Consider the following 16,813-nt stretch of genomic DNA (forward strand, 5'->3'; position numbering starts at 1 on the left):
TGCCCTTACGATGGTCGGGACGCAACGATCTGGTGCCGAGCCTGAGGGTCAGGCCGGCTGGCCCAAGAGGAGGTCCTGTGCGCGAGGCTGCAGGCACGATCGGCGACGCCCGCTGGGGCGCTGGCGACTGGCACGGCATCATCACGCCGCGCGCTGCCCTCATCCTGCCCCCCGTCATCCCCATGCCGATCGTCGAGCGGCTCTGGGACGACCTCCACGGGGACGGGCTGACGACGGCGGCCGTCCTGTGGGACGTCATCTCCAGTGTTGTCGCGCGCACGGGTGACCGGCCCGACTTCGCCTTCGTCCTCCTCGAGCCCGACGGCAACCGGCACGTGGCCGTGCGCGGCCGCGGGATCGTGCGCACCTCCCACGGGGACGTCGCCTCCGGCCCCACCTCCACCTGGACCGAGACCATCGTCCAGCCCTCCGACACCCTCGTCCTGCTCACCCCTGACACGGGCGACGGCATCATGCGCCCCCTGGCCGACGGCATCGTGCCGGTCAGCGTCGTCGCCCTGCCCGCGCTCGCGGAGGAGGAACGGCCCGAGGGCGTGTCCACCGTCCACGACGCGGCCAGCCTCCCGCGCCGCGCCGGGGCCTCCGGTTCCTCTCCCGCCGCCAGCCGCCCCTCCGGCGATGTCCTCACCGGCGCTCCTGCCGACGCTCCGTCCGCTTCCCCAGCGGCCTCGCCGTTCGCATCGCCGTCGGTGCCGGTCGCCCCCGCGGCGCTGGCGCCTGAGGCGGGACAGCCGGAGACCGAGCCCGAGCCCGCGGCCGAGTCAACGCTGGCGGTCCCCTTCGACCCCGCGGCGATCCTCGCTGGCATGAACCAGGGATCAACCCCCGCCGAGGCCATGGGGGGCTGGACAGCCTCCGCGCCCCTCGTGCCGGAGGGCGCCGTGGGCACTCCAGCATCCTCCATCCGCTCGGCCCCGTCGGTTCCCTCGGTCGCCTCAGCGCCGCTGTACTCGGCCTCAATCGCCTCAGCCGCATCAACGGCATCGGCGCCCGCGGCCCTGTCTGGCCAGGCGGCATCGTCGGCCCCAATCGCCGCCTCCGCCCCCGTGGTCCCCTCCGCCCCCGTGGTCCCCTCCGCCCCCGTGGTCCCCTCCGCGGACATGTCCGCCCAGACCGGCCCGGGCCTCGGGGCGGTGCCCAGCCTCGCCGTCGCCCCCGAGTCCACGGGCGAGGCCTCCCTCACCAGCCCCGGCCCCCTCAAGCGCGGGAACCATGACGGCTCGACTGTCGCCGAGCTCCCCGGCGACCTCCTCGAGGAGATCCACGCGGCGCGCACCGAGCTGGCCGAGCTCCCGACGCCGGATCGCAGCGGTGTCGTCCCCTCCCACGGCGCGCGCGTCCTGTCCGCGTTCTGCGCGAACTCGCACCCCAATCCGACCCACCTCGTGGCCTGCCGCGTCTGCGGGGCGCCCCTGGAGGGACCTGTCCGGCTCGCGCCGCGCCCCGTGCTCGGCAGCCTCATCCTGTCCGACGGGCGCGTCCTCTCCCTCGGCGGGCCGATCGTGCTTGGGCGGCGCCCCTCCGCTGAGAGGGTCGCCACCTTCGACGCCGGCTTCCCCACCTGCATCAAGGTCTCCAGCCCTGACCGGCAGATCTCCCGCAACCACCTCCTCATCGACATCGACGAGTGGTCGGTCCTCGCTCGGGACCTGTCGAACACGAACGGCACCGTCCTGCTTCGCGAGGGCTCCGCGCCCGTCCACCTGTCCCGCGTGGAGACCACCATCCTGCGCAGCGGGGACGTGCTCGAGCTCGGCGAGGGCGTGACCGCGCGCTTCGAGGCCGCCTGATGGGCTCCCAGACCGACCCGCCCCCGCATATCACCGGGCTCAAGCACCTGCGGGTGCTGGGCTCGGGAGGCTACTCCACCGTCCACCTCTACGAGCAGCAGGTGCCCCGCCGCGAGATCGCGGTCAAGGTCATGCGCGGCCCCTCCTCGGATCTCTTCCAGTCCGAGGCCGAGCTCATGGCCCGCGTCTCCAGCCATCCCGCGATCCTGTCGCTCTTCGGCGCGGGGGTTACCGAGGATGGGTTCGCCTACATCGTCATGGAGTACTGCCCGCCGCCCCAGCTGTGGACCGTGGCGCGCCGCAAGCCCCTGAGCATCGCCGATGCCCTGCGCACCATCATCCAGATCTCGGGCGCCGTCGAGACCGCCCACCGGGCCGGCATCATCCACCGCGATATCAAGCCCGCGAACATCCTGCTCACCGCCTACCGCCGGCCCGTCCTGGCCGACTTCGGCATCTCGTCGGTTGCCGGGGACGCCAACCAGGCCACCCGGGGGCTCTCCGTGCCCTGGGCGCCGCCCGAGCAGCTCATCGATGTCGCCAACCCTCACCCCTCGGCGGACGTCTACTCCCTGGCCGCCACCTGCTACTCCCTCCTGACCGGGCGCAGTCCTTTCGGAGCCGTCGGTCAGAAGGACGACATCTTCCAGCTCTCCCGCAAGATCATCTCCGACCCCGTCCCGCCGCTCCAGCGCCCCGACGCCCCCGAGGCCCTCAAGCGCGTCCTCGAGGTCGCCATGGACAAGAGCCCGATGCAGCGCTACCCCAGCGCCCTGGCGTTTGGTCGCGCCCTGCAGGAGATCGAGTCCTCGCTCAACCTCCCGCCCACCACCATCGACCTCCTCCAGGACTCCCTCGACGGTCCTGATGATGCCGGGGACGACGACGATTCGGGCACTCGCATCGCCGTCTTCTCCCGCGTGACGACGCCGACCCAGGCCTCCCCCGCCGCCGCCGACGAGGACGACGACGTCGAGGAGACCGACGAGGAGGCCCCCAAGAGGTCCCTCATAGTCCCCAGCCTCATCGGGGCGGCCGCGATCGCCGCGGCGGTCGCGGGCGGCTACCTCGTGTGGAGCACCCCCGGTGAGGAGAGGCCGCCGGGCAGCTTCGCGACGATCCAGGCCGACCAGGCGGCGCCGCTGAAGGAGACCGCCCCCGGGCCGCAGGGACTCGCTGGCGAGAGCGCTGAGGACGGGACCGTCCACTTCACGTGGTCGGCGCCCGCCGCCGACTGGGCGGGCGAGTACCAGTACCGCCAGTGGAGGGGGGCGAGCCCCACGTGGGAGACGACCACCGACACCGCCGCCGTGCTGCCCGCGGGCCAGACCTGCATCGAGGTCGTGGCCGTGCGCGACGACCGCCAGGCCTCCGACCCCGTCCACGTCTGCGCCGCCACCCCCGCCCCCACCCCCTGAGCCTCCGCGCTCCGCGCCCCACCCGTTCCACTCATAGCTCTTCCCTATATCCGAGACCGGGCGAACAGCACCGCGAGATTGCGATCTGTGGAAAACCGCCCGGTTTCGCGGTGCTGTTCGCCCGGTCTCGGTGGAGGGGAGGGGAAGGGGGATCAGGAGTCGAGGACGAAGCCGATCGAGCCGAAGTAGATCGTCGTGCCGGGGAGCACGGGCACCGGGACATCCGGCAGGAGGCGCGTGAGAACGCCGTCCATGATGACCCGCGTGCCGTTGGTCGAGTGCAGGTCCGAGATCCAAGCGCCGTCGGACATGGGCACGATGCAGGCATGGGTCTTGGACACCGTCCGCGAGGAGTCGGACAGGCGGATCGCCTCAGCCGCGTTGTAGCGCGAGATGTTCTCCGGGGCCCGCCCCACCAGGGCGATGGCGCTCAGCGCGATGGCCTGCCCGCCGGTGAGCGGCACGAGCCGCAGATGCGGCGGCGCGGCCTGGGTGGACACGCTGCGCGCCATCGACCCGGTGAGCGCGTGGACGGTGGCGTCGCTGCCCTCGGACCAGTCCTCGATGGAATCCTCAGGATCCGCGGCATGGCGGCCGGACTCGGGGGTGTCCAGCGGGGTCGAGGTGATGATCGGGGCCTCGGGGGACGACGGCGTCGCCGGCGGCTCGGGGGAGAAGGGGGAGCGCGTGAGGGACTGCGGGGAGGGTGAGGGGGTGCCCGGGGAGCGCACGGAGGAGAAGGCGTCGTCGGGGATGCCGAGCGAGGCGAGGGGGACGGGCCGGGTGACCGCCTCGGCCGCGTGGCGCCCCTTGCGGCGGCGCGAGCGACGTGTCGGTGCCGCTGGTGCCGAGGCCGCGCTCAGCGCCGAGGGCGCTGAGAGGCTGGAGGCGGCCGAGGCCGCGGAGGCGGTGGTGACGGCCGAGCCCGCCGAGTGCGGCGTGGCCGCGGAGGCCGAGGAGCGGGCGGAGAAGACCGAGGCCACTGCTGCGGAGAGCGAGGACCTTCTGCGCCGGGGAGGCGAGGCGACGCGCGCCGACGTGGCCGCGGCCGCCGACGGCGCTGAGGCCCCTGACGGCGCTGAGGCCTTTGAGATCGCCGACGCCCCGGAGACGGCGGACGAGCTCGAGGTGGCTGAGGCACTCGAGGCGCCCGATCCCGTCCAGGGGGTCTCCTCGATGACGGGGCGCGCCGGGGGAACCTCCTGGATGATGCCCGTCGCGCTGGAGGTCGCAGAGGGGGCGGGAGCCGCGCTGCCCAGGTCATGCAGCGCGGGGAGGGCCGCGGCCGCGTCAGCGGACGGGGCGGACATATCGATGACGCGGATCGGCCTGACCGTTTTGAAGGTCTGCACCGGGCGGCGTCGGACCCGCCGGCCCGCCCGCGCGGCGTCGGAGGGGGCGGTGGCGCTCAGAGGGCTCGACGAGGGCAGGCTGGGCACGGCGGCACCAGACCTGGCGGCCCCAGCAGAACCCGCGCCCCTGGACGCGCTGGCCGCGGACTGGCTGATCGGCAGATCGGGCAGGACATGGCGGGCGGCCCCCGGTGGGCCCACGTGGCGGCCGCCGCGCCCTGGCGCAGTGGCCGACTCCTGGGGGTCGGTGGTCATGAGGTGCGATTCCTTCTGGCTCGGTTGCTCGCTGTGGTGTGACGGCGGGAGGCCAGGGATCGCGGCGACAGGCGACCGCGCAGGCGCCTCGGCAGGGAGAGGGAGGACCTCATCTGACTCGCCGCCGTGTCCGCGGAGGACCACAGCGAGTTCAGAGTATCGGAGGCCGGCTCGCCAGCGCCGAAAACAGCCTCATCGACGTCATTTGCGACGGGAATGAGATCCGCAGAGGGGAAGCGGTCATCGAGGCTCTGCGCGGTCTCCTGGCGGGTCGCGCCGGAGGTGATCGGCGCCCGGAGGTCGCGGGCGAGGTCGATCAGCTCGTCCCAGGCGCCCAGGGCCCCGTCGGCCCCAGGTCGGCGGCGACGGCGTCGCCGCCGCAGGGCCTTGAGCCCCAGGATGAGGAGGAAGGGCGCCAGGAGGGCCAGGATGGATCCGCCGATGAGCAGAACGAGGCGCGAGGCCGACTGCGGGGCGGGCTCGGGCTGGTTGTGGTCCTGGTCCGGGTCGTCGTAGGAGGGCGGCAGCTCCTCGGGCTTGGGCAGTGGCAGGGGCGGCTGGAGGGCCTGGGGCTGCGGGTTGATCGTGTCCTGCGCGGCCTGCTGCTGGGGGACCTGGTCGCGGTCGGGGGTGACGTCGACAGGCACCCAGCCGTGGTTCTTGAAGGGGATCTCCACCCAGGCGTAGACGTCCTCCCCGGTGACGTTCGAGGCGTCGCCGTCGGTGGAGGGGCGGAATCCCATGACGACGCGCGCCGGGATGTTGAGCGAGCGGCACAGGAGCATCATGAGCACGGAGTACTGCTCGTCGTCGCCGATGAGCTGCTCGTGGCTGATCATGGAGGCCAGGCGGGCGGCGCCGTGGCCGGGGGGCGAGGCGTAGTTGGTGCCGTCGGAGTAGGCCCCCGCGCGCAGCGCGTTCTGCAGCGCCACGATCTGGGTGACCGGGTCGGACTGGTCGCCGACGATCCGGCTGGCCATCGAGGCGATCCCCGGGGGCACGTTCTCCACGGTGCCGAGCTGGGTGGGCACCACGGTGTCGCTGGTGAGCTCCTCGGCGCTGGGTGCCGCTTGGGGGCTCGTGCGCACGGTGACGACGTCGCCGCTGGTCAGGCCCGCGGTCGTGATGAGGGTGGGGGAGGCGGCGTCGCGGTAGAGGGTCTCGCGCAGCAGGGGCGCGCGCTCGCCGCCGACCTCGATGGAGGCGGTGGTGGGGACCGTGGGGACCCAGGGCAGGGCGTAGCCGTCCATGGTCAGCTGGACGGTGGTGGGCTCGGAGGCGGTGGGCGCCAGGGCGACGCCGGTGCCCAGTGGGCGGAAGCCCGAGTCGGTGCCCGTGCCGCCGCTGATCCGGGCGGCCAGGCCGTCGTAGGAGTCGAGGGTGGCGATGGCGATGCGGTTCCCGTCGGGCAGGCCCTCGATGCCGAAGAGGCGGGCGGAGGCCTGGTCGGTCTCCAGGGAGCGGGTGAGTCCCAGGGGGGTGGCGTACTCGCGCAGGTCCAGTGGGGGCTCGAAGGCCTCGCGCAGGAGGTGGCGCTCGCCCTGGGCGGCGGGAAGGGCCAGGCCGATGCTCGCCCCGATGGACAGGATGACGGTGGCGCCCACGAGGTGGCGCAGGGTGACGAGGCGGCGGGCCTGCTGGGACTCCGCCGTGCCGGTCACCAGGCGGCTCGCGCGCTGGCCGCGGGCGGCGGCGGCCCACATGAGGAGCAGGAGGACGACGAGCGCGGGCCCGATGAGGCGGGCGGCGGGGGCGCTGCGCCCGCCCCAGGCGATGAGGACCGTGGGCAGCGCCAGGGCGGCGAGCCCCGCGGTGCGCGCCCAGCCGGCCAGCAGCAGGCGGGCGGACAGGGTGGTGATCGCCAGTCCCACGAGCCACGGCAGGATGGACATGCCCGCGTAGCCGCTGAGCGGGAGCGGCAGGGTGAGGGAGTCCTTCCAGACGGTGACTGTGCCGGCCAGGACCGCCCGCACGGCGGTCATCCCCGAGCCGACGTCCCGCAGGAGCAGGGGGGCCAGGCCCACGTGCGCGATGGCGGCCAGGGCGAGGGTGAGCAGGGGGCCCAGGCGCAGGCGCGCGGCGGCCAGGGCGACGAGGGCGCCGACGGCGATGCCCTCGGCGGCGGCGATGACGCCGCGGGGCCCGGCGAAGGGAGAGTAGATCGGGACCGTCCCGACCGCGAGCAGGGCGATCAGGAGGAGGTAGGGAATCGCGGTCAGGCGCGCCCGCTGGGAGCGCGTCTGGGCGGCGGGCTTGGGGGAGCCCGCCGTGCGACGTCGGAATGGGGTCATAGGGCCCTCCTCAGGAGCTGGGGGAGGCTGTCGACCGTGTCGAGGTTGAGCACGGGGGTGGAGGCGAGCATGGAGATGCCGGGCTCGGCAGCGCCACAGGAGATGATGATCGAGCTCATGCCGGCGGGGATGCGCAGGCGCGCCTTGGCGAGGGTGGCCTCGGAGCAGCCCGTGCCGGTGATGAGCGCGACGATGGAGGCGCCGGGGTGGAGCCCGGTGCCGTGGTTGACGAGGGCGTCGAGTTCCTCGGCGCCCGTGAGGTCAAGTGTGCAGGACGCGTCGAGCAATCGCGTGGGGCCGGTGGTGGGCAGGGTGTCGCGCTGGGTGAGCACGGCCACCTCGCGACTCTCCATCATCGAGGACAGGGCCAGCGAGCAGGCGGCGGACACTGCCGTCTCGAAGTGGTCCGGGTCGAGGTAGTCGTCCTCGCGCTCGGACAGCAGGGTGAGGAGGCTGGCGCGCTGGGTGGCCTCGAACTGGCGGACCATGAGGGTGCCCACGCGCGCCGTGGACTTCCAGTGGATGTGGCGGCGGTCGTCGCCGGGGACGTAGGGGCGCAGCGCGTGGAAGGAGGCGTCGGACATGGACAGGTCCTGGGTGACGGCGCCTTCGATGTCCCGCATGACGCCGTGGATGGCCTGGCCGATGCGCACCGTGCGCGGGTGGACGTGGACCGTCTGCGCCGTGCTCATGGCGCGCGTCCGCCGGGCCAGGCCCAGGGGGTCGCCGACGACCTGCATGACGGGGCCGATGGACAGGATGCCGCGGCGCTCGGTGGGCAGGGCGAAGCCCTCCTCGTGCGAGTCCCCGGCGTGGAGGAGGGGCACGTTGATCTCGGCGAGGCTCTCGCCCATGGGCATCTCCATGCGGGCGGGCAGGAGGGCGCGGGTGCCCTCGTTGGAGGCGGTGACCCGCACGAGGGCGTGGTCGCCGACGGCGATGCGCGGGGCGATCAGCCCGTGGGTGACGGTGTGGCCGCCCCTGTGGAGGATCCAGCCCAGGGCGGTCAGGAGGCAGGCGATGAGCGCGGCGGCGCCGGCCCAGGCCTCCTGCCATCCGAGGCTGGCCCCGGCCAGGAGCGCGACGACGGCGAGGCCGGCGGCCGTCCAGCCGGTGCGGGTGAGGACCTGGGCGCCGGTGCTCCCGGGCGCGCTGGTGCTGGGAAGGTCAGGGGATGTGGTGGGGGCCCCCGGGGAGGGGCTCGTGCTCAGGGTGTTCAGAGTATTCAGGGAGGTCATTGGTTCGTGTGGTCACCCGGTCAGGTTGTAGCAGGTGACCGTCAGGTCGGACTTGTTGGTGATCGTTGGGTTGAGCCAGCGTTGAGTGCCCTGGGATGTCAAAGCCGAGTAGGGGTCGGAGGACGGCCAGACGCTGGTGTCATTGAACTTGCAGACAAGCGGCGTCCCCATGGGGAAGACCGTGAGGTGGACGACGACGCGCCAGCAGGCGTTCGCGGAGAACCCGGTCTTGGCCAGATCCTGAGGGGAGCAGGCCGCGTTGGGATTCGTGGTGAGGAGCGGCAGGGTCCATGCCTACCCCGCCTGCTTCGCCTGGGGCTGGTGGTGGTGCTGATGGGAGTTCTTCTCCCATTCGCAGTCCTGGCTGGAGAACCCGTAGTTGTTGGTGGCGACGACGCACCACCCGCGGGACTGGCCCTCTGGAACGCTCGTCGTCAGGGTCCTACCCGCCGGGTCCTGCCACTGCCCACCGGGGAGCGGCGCCTCGGAGGCCGCCGTCTCGAAGGCCGAGTAGGTGATGTCCGGGTTGGGGCTGCCCGACGACGGCGAATCAGTCCACGAGCACCACAGGGTGCCGTCGCTCGCCACGTCATCGCATCTCACATCGGGGTCGGCGGGGTGGCCGACCACTGTGACGGAGGATGTCGCGACGTCGGAGTAGACCGTCTGCCCGTCCCCGCGGGTCCCGTAGGCGCGGGCGCTCACGGTGACGTTCTGGCCGGTGCGGAGGCCGTCGAAGGTGGCGCTGGATGTCCAGCCCCGGTCACCCACCTTGTACTCGATGGTGAGGTCGCCCGCGCTCCAGCCATTGCCACTCTGGGTGCTGGCCGAGGCGGTCACCTGGTTGGGCACAGTGGTGGAGGCCGTCGCCCGCAGGCCCGAGGGGGCCGGCGGCTTGGAGCGCAGATCGACATTGAGGCTCTTGGAGTTCCGGGAGGCCGTCGAGCCGGCTTTCGTCGTCGCCGTCACCGTGAAGGTGTAAGTGCCCGACGCCGAGAGCTTGATCGAGGACGACAGCCCCGAGCCCGCGTTGACCGTGTGGGACTCCGGCCCCGAGACGTTCACCGTGTAGGAGACCGGGCCCGCGTGGTTCGCGCTGGCCCCCTGCCAGTAGACCGTCACCCCCGACGACGTCTGGACGACGTTGGTGACCTCGAAGTCCCCCGGCTTGCCGTAGGGCGTCGCGGAGGAGCCGGAGCTGACCCCCTTGGAGGAGCCGACCTCGGAGTCTCCCGAACGGGCGACGGCCGTGACCGTCACGGAGTACGAGCCGCCGGCATGGACGCCGTCGGCCGCGCCGATGGAGAGGGAGGTACCGGTCGTCGTGCGGGTGATATCGCCATTGTCGGAGTGGAAGACCACGCGGTAGACGGTCTGGGTGCCCGGAACGGCCGCGCCCGGGGTCCACGAGGCGGTGAGGCTGCCCTCTCCCGCCGAGATGCGCACGCCGGTGGGGGCGCCCGGCGAGGACGGCCCCAGGGTGATGGTGTTGGAGCGTCCGGCCGAGGAGGTCCCGTTGGCGTTCGTGGCCGTCACCTCGAAGGTGTACGACTTGCCCGCTGTCAGGCCCGTGGCGTAGCAGGGGCTGCCCGTGCAGCTCCAGGAGCCCGCGCCGCCCACCTCGGTGAGCGTGTAGCCCGTGATGGGGCTGCCATTGGCGCTGCCCGGGGACCACGTCACCTTCGCGGAGTTGTAGTCGCGCACGTCGGCGACCACCTGCGTGGGCGCGGAGGGCGCGGAGGCCACGGTCACCGTCACCGTCCCGGTGGCGGCGCGGTCCGCGGCGCCCGTAGCGTCGAGCACCTGGTAGCGGGCGACGATATCGCCCGTGGCCCCGGCCGACGGCGTGATCGTCAGAGAGGTCCCCGACGCCGTCACCGAGCCCTGCCCCGAGGTGATCGTGGGCGTGCCGGACAGGGTGATCGGCTTGTCCGGGAACGGGTTGGAGACATAGGAGGACACGTCCACCGTCACCGCCTCGCCCTTGGAACTCAGCGTCGCCGGGGTCGTCGTCATGCGCGGGCGCGTCGAGGCGCTCGCGGACAGCGGCAGGCTCGCCGAGACATCCGGGTTCTTGCCGTCGGAGATGGTCACCGGCAGGGAGCCGGTGGTGCCCGCCGTCGTCGCGGCGTCCGCGCCCACAGTCACGCTCGAGCCCGACTGGGAGGCCGTGAAGCCGGCCGGCGCCGAGCCGATCGTGAAGGTGAGGGCATCACCGTCGGGATCGGTGGCCATGGCGGACAGGTCCACGGTGACGGGATCCTCGTTGGGCGCCACCGTCACCGCCGTCGGGGTGAAGGTGGGGGCGCGGTTCGTCGACGACTCCACGAGGATCGGCAGGCTCAGCGTCGTGCTGAGCGCGCCCGCGCCCGTCCCATCCGCCACGGTCAGCGACACCGAGGTCGCCCCGGAGAAGCCGGAGGAAGGAGTCACGGAGACCGAGCCGCTCCCATCGGCACTGGCCGAGGACAGCCCTGTGCCGGGCGCGATCGAGGACTCGTCCCCGATGATCGGCGAGGTCCCCGAGCGGGTGAGGACATAGCTCGCCAGGGGGATGGAGGTCGTTTTGTCCGCGGGGACCTTGACCGGGGTGGTTGAGGGGTTGACCTGGGGGACGAGCCCCGAGGACGCGGGCACCCAGACCACGGCCTGGGCCGTGAGGCCATCGGGGTCGGTGACCGTGTAGAGGATGAGCTGGGCGGTGTCGGTGACCGTCACCCGCAGGGCGTTGCCCTCCACCACGGCGTTCGGGCCCGAGGTGGACAGCGTGAGCGTCTCCGGGCTCCCATCGGGATCGGAGTCGTTCTTGAGCACGTCCACCAGGGCCGTGCCCGAGGCGTCGATATCGGACAGGGTGACCGCGTCGTCGACGGCGACGGGCGCCTGCGGCGGGGCGTCGGAGCGCACCTGCGCCGTGAGCGTGCCCAGGGCCGTGCCGCCGCGCGAGTCCGTGGCCGTGTAGTGGATGGTGTAGTTGCCCTCGGCCTCGGGCAGCTCGAGGGCCACCTGGCCGTTGACGGCACTCGCCGTCAACGCCGGGTCCTCGCTCGTGGGATCGCCGGACAGGGTGACCGGGTCGTCGTCGGAGTCCCAGTCGTTGGCGGTCACGTCCACCCGCACCTTGCGGCCCGGCTTGGCGGTCACGAGGTCATCGGTGGTCTTGGGCGGCGTGTTGACGGCGGCGGGCGCGGCGATGCCGACCCGAGCCGTGCCCGTGGCGGTGGCGCCCAGGTGGTCGGTGACCGTGTAGGTGAAGGAGTCCGTGCCGCTGGCGCCCTCGAAGGCGGTGTAGGTGAGCACGTTGCCCTTGACCTCGACGCTGCCCTTCGTGGGCTGGCTCGCCAGTCCGGTGAGGGTCACCGAGTCGCCGTTGGGGTCGATCTGGTCCAGGGGAACCGTCACCGAGACCTTCTTGCCGGCGATGGTCGCCGCCGTGACCGGGCGCGGCTCCGGGGCGGCGTTCGCGGCGTCGTTGCGCTCACGGACCTCGATGGTCGCCGTCGCGGTGGAGGTCTGCCCGGCGGAGTCCTGGACCGTGTAGGACATCTCCGTGGTGCCAGGGGTCTCTCCGGCCTTGAAGCGCAGCTTGTCCTGGTTGATCCAGGCGGTGCCCAGTGAGGAGTCCGGGACGTTGAGCTCCCCGGTGGTCGTCAGGGACAGGCCCGAGGGGGAGGAGTCGTTCTCGAGAACCGGCACGGTCACGATGTCCCCCGCGCGCACGACGGCCGTGTCGTTGACGCTGACCGGCGCCTGGGAGGCGGAGTCGGGCAGGGGCACGATGGTGATCCTGCCGGTGGCCGTGGCCGTGCCGTTGGAGACCGTGTACTCGGCCGTCGTCTGGCCCTGGAGCTCGCCGACGGCGGAGATCTGCATGAGGGAGTGGTCGACGACGGTCGCGCTCACCCCGGAGGCGGGCGGAGTGGCGGCCGAGACCGCCACGAGCACACCACCGGAGGGGTCCTTGTCATTGGCCAGGGGGTTGACGGTGATGGAGCCGCCGGGGGCGAGGAAGACGGTGTCGTCCTCCACGACGGGCGCCGCCGAGGGGTCCGAGGCCTCGGCGATATCCACGCGGATGAGCCCCTTGGCCAGGGAGGTGCCGTCGGAGGCCTCGTAATCGAGGTAGTAGGTGCCCGCGCTCTGCGCGGTGAAGGTGACCGTGCCCGCGGCCTGGTCCTTCGTGACGGTCGTGCCCGTGGGCGCCTCGCTGACCGACCCGAGGCGCAGGGGCGCGGAGGTCGGCGAGGAGTCGTTGGCCAGCGGCGAGATCGTCACCTGCTGCCCGACGACGCCGCTGGCGTGGTCCGCGTGCGTGGCGGGAACGGCGTCGGCGGCCGGGACGACCTCGACCGTCAGCTTGCCCTCGGCGGTCGTGCGGCCGTCGGAGACGACGAGCGTCACCTCGCGCGGGCCCGTGCCGCCGGTCAACTCGGTGACGGTGAGCAGCCCCTCGGGGGTGGTGCGGGCGTCCAGGCCGACGCCGGTGGCGGAGACGAGGTGCAGGTCGTCGCCGTCGGGATCGCGCCAGCTGGACAGGATGGACATCGAGTCCGTGCCGCCCTCGCCGAGCTTGAGGGTCTGAGCGGCCTCCTGCTCGGGGGCGGAGTTCTCGGACTCGGGGCGGATCGTCACCGTGGCGACGGCGGAGTCGGACATGCCGCGGCCGTCGTCGGCCGTGTAGGGCACGGTGATCGTCCCGGTGGCGTCGGCGGGGACGTTGATCGCCAGGGCGAGGCCGCCCTGGACCTGGGTGACCTTCGCCGTCGCGCCGGCGTCGCCCGGGATGGTGGTCAGGACGTCGCCGTCGGGGTCGGAGTCATTGGCCAGGACGGGCAGGATCGTGGTGCGCCCGGCGCGCACGCCGAAGGAGTCGTCGACGGCCTTCGGGGGGTTCTCCTCATCGCGGTTGGGCGTCTGGGCCGGGTCCTCGGTGGTGTCCTTGGCGTTCTCGTCCGGGGTGGCGTTGTCGCTGGAGTGCCCGGAGTTCTCGGTCCACTGGTCGGCCTGGGCGAGGTTCTGGTCGGGCAGCCACACGGTGCCGATCGTCGTGTCGTTGAGGACGATCGCGTCGCGGTTGGTGCGGAAGGTCGGGGTGGTCGAGGAGGCCAGCGCGTCGTCGTGGATGTACTCGGGGGCCGAGGAGCCGCACATCCGCAGGAACTGCCCGGAGGAGGACCAGGCCGCGTAGGAGCAGGTGCCCAGGCGGACGGGCCGGGCGGCCACCCCAGCCGCGGCGTCGCCCTTCTCCGAGGAGGGCGTGCGCGTGGGGGTAGAGCCGTCGAGCGGCACGCTGATGAGCTCGGTGCGCGAGGCCACGAGCACGCTGGAGGCGTCCGGGCCGGGCTGCTGGAGGGCCAGGCCCGTCTCGCCGAGGTCGACGGTGGTGCCGCCGGGAAGATGGATGGTGCCGGTGCCGCGCTCCAGGACGATCGGCTTGGAGCCGACGGCGGTGAGGTCGGCGTCCGCGCCGGCGGAGAGCGTCAGCGCCGTGGAGTTGGGGGTGGCCCAGGCGGTGGCCGTGGCGGTGGCCGTGGTGAGGGTGCCGGTGGAGGGGGAGAGCGCGTGGATGGCGCCATCGGTACCGATGGTCGCGAGCAGCCCGGGGGAGTCGGAGATGACCGGCGTGCCAGCGCCGCTGGTGACCATGCCTGCCTCGCTGGCAAGCGCGCCGCTGACAGTGCCGGCGGTCGAGTTGATCGCGATGACGCGGTCGGAGCCCTGGGCGATCGTGGTCCCCGTGGGCAGGGTGCCCACTGAGGCGCTGGAGACGAGAGCGGGGTCGACCTTGTCCACCGAGCTCGCGGAGACGTCGGAGACGAGAACGTCCTCGCCGTGCTGGCTGACGTCGAAGTCCGACGACGCCGTGCGGATGACACCATCGGCCTCATGGGAGGAGGCGTTGATGCGGGCCACGAGGTGCTTCGACGTCGAGGTCACCCAGACGCCGTCATCGTGGAGGTCGAGGTCCTGCTGGGCGATGCCCTGGTGCTGCACGGCGGCCAGGCCCAGGGCCGCAGCGCACAGGACGGCCAGGGCGCCGGCGCCGCGGCGTCGGATCCGGCCGCCCAGGGTGCGGACGATGGAGGAGGGCACGGGGATGGCTCCAATCGGGACGGGATCGCGCGCTCGGAGTAACAGGGCCGAGCCCACGACCAGGGTTCGCCATCCATTCTACGGGCGCGCCCTCGCCGGTGTCCTCCCCCGAAGACTTAGCCGCCACCTCGTGATCTTCCTCGTGGCGGGGCGCACAAAGCCTGCTCCAAACCCCGCTCCGCAGCGCTCCTGGGCGGGCGGAGGGCGATCACTCCTGAGGCGGTTGGGGCTGGTGGGATCCGGAGGAGAAGGCTCCGGGCCGCTCGTCCGCTGCGCCCGCCGTCGGGTGGCGCAGCGCTGGCTCCGTCCTCAGGCCCCGCAGGCCGTTCCAGGCGAGGTTGACCATGTGGGCCGCCACCGACTCCTTGCTCATGGAGCGGTCCTCCAGCCACCACTGCGCCGGCATGGCGACGATGCCGACGAGCATCTGGGCGTACAGCGGCGCGGTCGAGGCCTCAAGGCCGTGCGCGCGGAACTGCGCGGCGAGGATGCCGGAGACCTGGATGGCGACGTCGGCCAGCAGCGTGGAGTACGTGCCCGCGGCGCGGTCGCTGCCCGCCGACAGCAGGCGGAAGCCGTCGGGCGAGTTCTCGATATAGGTCAGCAGCGCCAGTGCCGCGCGCTCGACGATGACCGAGGGGCTGTGGGAGGAGCTGAGCGCGGCGGTGATCGTGGAGGAGATCGTCGTCAGCTCGCGGTCCACGATGACGGCGTAGAGCCCCTCCTTGCCCCCGAAGTGCTCGTAGACCACCGGTTTGGAGACCTTCGCCCGATGGGCGATCTCCTCGATGCTCGTCCCATCGAAGCCCTTCTCGGCGAACAGGGCGCGCGCGACGGTGATGAGCTGCTCGCGCCGCTGGCTGGCGCTCATCCGGGTGCGCTTGGGGGCCATGGGGATCAGTGCGCCTTAAGACGGGGAGGGGATCAGGCCTCAGCGGGCACGACGCGGCTGGCCAGCGAGATCGCCTCATCGACGGCCTGGCGCAACTGCTCGGGGATCGATCCCCACACCCGCATGATGAGGTCGGCGGGGATCGTGGGCAGGCCCGCCATCCTCAGGATGATCGCCGCCTGCGGGTGGGCGTGCGCGTCGGTGCTCATGGCCCAGAAGCCGGCCATATCGGGGGCGGGGCGCAGGCGCTGGGGCTCGGCGTCCGGGACGAGGGAGCCCAGCACGGCCTTCTGGGCGCTGTGGCGCCCGGCCTTAGAGGAGTCATCGGTGGCTGGCACGATCGCCAGGTCGACGACGAACTCGGGACGGCCGGCCTGGCACCTGACGACGCGGGCCTCCGATCCGAGCCGATCAGCGCGCGAGAGGCCCTCCAGGACCTGGAGCAGGAAGGGCTCAGCCGACGGGTCCAGTGCCCCTGCGGCCCTGCGCCGGGCCTCGATCCGCGCCCATCCCGGTGCCGGGTAGGTGGGGATGACGATCCAGTCGCCCGGATCGGGCCGAACGGCGATCTCCATCGTTGTCCTGCTTCCTCGTTGTCGCCTCTGCGCGCAGGCGCCCTTTCCTCCCCGGGCGGCGCCTAGTGCCCACGTCGCCGCGGCTGGGTGGCGGACCGCCGGGCGCTACTCCTTGACACGGTACCCCACCTTGCCGAAGAGAACGCGGTCGCCGGGGAACACCGGCTCCGGGATTCCCGGGACCGCGCGGCGCGAGGCGCCCCCGTGGATGATGGTGGTGCCGTTGGTCGAGTGCAGGTCGGTCACCCACAGGCCGTCGACCACGGGGATGAGCAGGGCATGCGTCTTGGAGATGGACAGCGAGGTCCCGCGCAGCACGAGGAGGCTCGCCTCGGGGTGCTCCGAGGAGGCAACGGGGTCGCGGCCCAGCACGACGACGCCGGCCAGCGCGATCTCCCCGCCGTCGCGCTCGGGGACGAGGACGGCGCTGGCGCTGGTGTCCTCGACGGAGGAGGGCATGCGGATCGACTGCACGGTGGAGTCCAGGGAGTCCTCGTCGTCGGAATGCTGGCCCAGGTCCACGTTGCGCAGATCAACCGGCTCGGTTGGGGGAGGGAGCTCGCGATCCTCCTCGTCGCGCGGCGCGATCGGCGCGCTCACGGCGCTGGGGACGGAGGCGGCGCTCGCGCTGGGGGCGCTGGAGGCGGGCGCGCTCGCGGCGCTGGCGGTGGTCACGGCGCTGCCTGTGCTGCTAGCGCTGGTAGCGCTGCTCGTGCGGGGGGTGCTGCTCGCGCTGCTGGCGCTGGCCCGGCCAGGGGTATCGGTCGAGCGAGGCGTCGAGGGCGCGGCGGGGGAGCCGGTCCGCGCGCCAGGGGCGCTGGCGGCGCTGGCGGCGGGAGCGCTTGTGGCGCTGGGGACGGAGGCGGCGCTCGTGCTGGGCGCGCTGGG

11 protein-coding genes are annotated in these 16,813 nt (G+C 72.7%); 2 read left to right on the plus strand and 9 right to left on the minus strand.

The window, feature by feature from the left end; genetic code table 11:
- The first annotated feature begins 77 nt into the window (after positions 1-77).
- Together A1QA_RS0110370 and A1QA_RS14390 are read left to right on the plus strand one after the other, a co-directional pair.
- Positions 78-1,811, plus strand: coding sequence for an FHA domain-containing protein (locus tag A1QA_RS0110370; protein ID WP_026048865.1), 1,734 nt, complete (start codon positions 78-80; stop codon positions 1,809-1,811).
- Positions 1,811-3,229: a serine/threonine-protein kinase gene (locus A1QA_RS14390; protein ID WP_017178840.1), complete on the plus strand. Its 1,419-nt coding sequence runs from the start codon at positions 1,811-1,813 to the stop codon at positions 3,227-3,229. The genes A1QA_RS0110370 and A1QA_RS14390 overlap by 1 nt, the downstream gene beginning before the upstream one ends.
- A gap of 152 nt (positions 3,230-3,381) precedes the next feature.
- Here the strand turns inward: A1QA_RS14390 and A1QA_RS0110380 are convergent, their stop codons facing one another.
- From A1QA_RS0110380 to A1QA_RS16215, 9 genes are all read right to left on the minus strand, one after another.
- Entirely contained in the window at positions 3,382-4,836 is a 1,455-nt protein-coding gene (locus A1QA_RS0110380) for an FHA domain-containing protein (protein WP_020372766.1), read from the minus strand.
- Positions 4,833-7,127 (minus strand): transglutaminase-like domain-containing protein, encoded by a 2,295-nt coding sequence (locus A1QA_RS14395; RefSeq protein ID WP_017178841.1) that lies wholly within the window; start codon positions 7,125-7,127, stop codon positions 4,833-4,835. The genes A1QA_RS0110380 and A1QA_RS14395 overlap by 4 nt, the downstream gene beginning before the upstream one ends.
- Positions 7,124-8,365 carry a DUF58 domain-containing protein gene (locus A1QA_RS0110390; RefSeq protein WP_017178842.1) on the minus strand — a complete coding sequence of 414 codons (1,242 nt, stop codon included), beginning with the start codon at positions 8,363-8,365 and terminating at the stop codon, positions 7,124-7,126. Before A1QA_RS0110390 ends, A1QA_RS14395 begins: the two co-directional genes overlap by 4 nt.
- A 12-nt stretch (positions 8,366-8,377) precedes the next feature.
- A complete protein-coding gene (locus A1QA_RS16020) occupies positions 8,378-8,536 on the minus strand; it encodes a hypothetical protein (RefSeq protein ID WP_154652378.1) in 159 nt (52 codons plus the stop codon).
- Between the two features lie 123 nt (positions 8,537-8,659).
- Positions 8,660-14,458, minus strand: coding sequence for a beta strand repeat-containing protein (locus A1QA_RS14400; protein ID WP_017178843.1), 5,799 nt, complete (start codon positions 14,456-14,458; stop codon positions 8,660-8,662).
- A gap of 208 nt (positions 14,459-14,666) precedes the next feature.
- Positions 14,667-15,350: a TetR/AcrR family transcriptional regulator gene (locus A1QA_RS0110405; protein ID WP_017178844.1), complete on the minus strand. Its 684-nt coding sequence runs from the start codon at positions 15,348-15,350 to the stop codon at positions 14,667-14,669.
- Positions 15,351-15,382: 32 nt separating this feature from the next.
- Positions 15,383-15,925 carry a hypothetical protein gene (locus A1QA_RS0110410; RefSeq protein ID WP_017178845.1) on the minus strand — a complete coding sequence of 181 codons (543 nt, stop codon included), beginning with the start codon at positions 15,923-15,925 and terminating at the stop codon, positions 15,383-15,385.
- A 105-nt stretch (positions 15,926-16,030) separates the two neighbouring features.
- Positions 16,031-16,600: an FHA domain-containing protein gene (locus A1QA_RS15080; protein ID WP_017178846.1), complete on the minus strand. Its 570-nt coding sequence runs from the start codon at positions 16,598-16,600 to the stop codon at positions 16,031-16,033.
- Positions 16,601-16,616: 16 nt separating this feature from the next.
- A partial coding sequence (locus tag A1QA_RS16215; RefSeq protein WP_043508565.1) for a hypothetical protein occupies positions 16,617-16,813 on the minus strand: 197 nt, incomplete at its 5' end.

This window comes from Actinomyces timonensis DSM 23838 (assembly GCF_000295095.1).
Classification (GTDB): Bacteria; Actinomycetota; Actinomycetes; order Actinomycetales; family Actinomycetaceae; genus Actinomyces; species Actinomyces timonensis.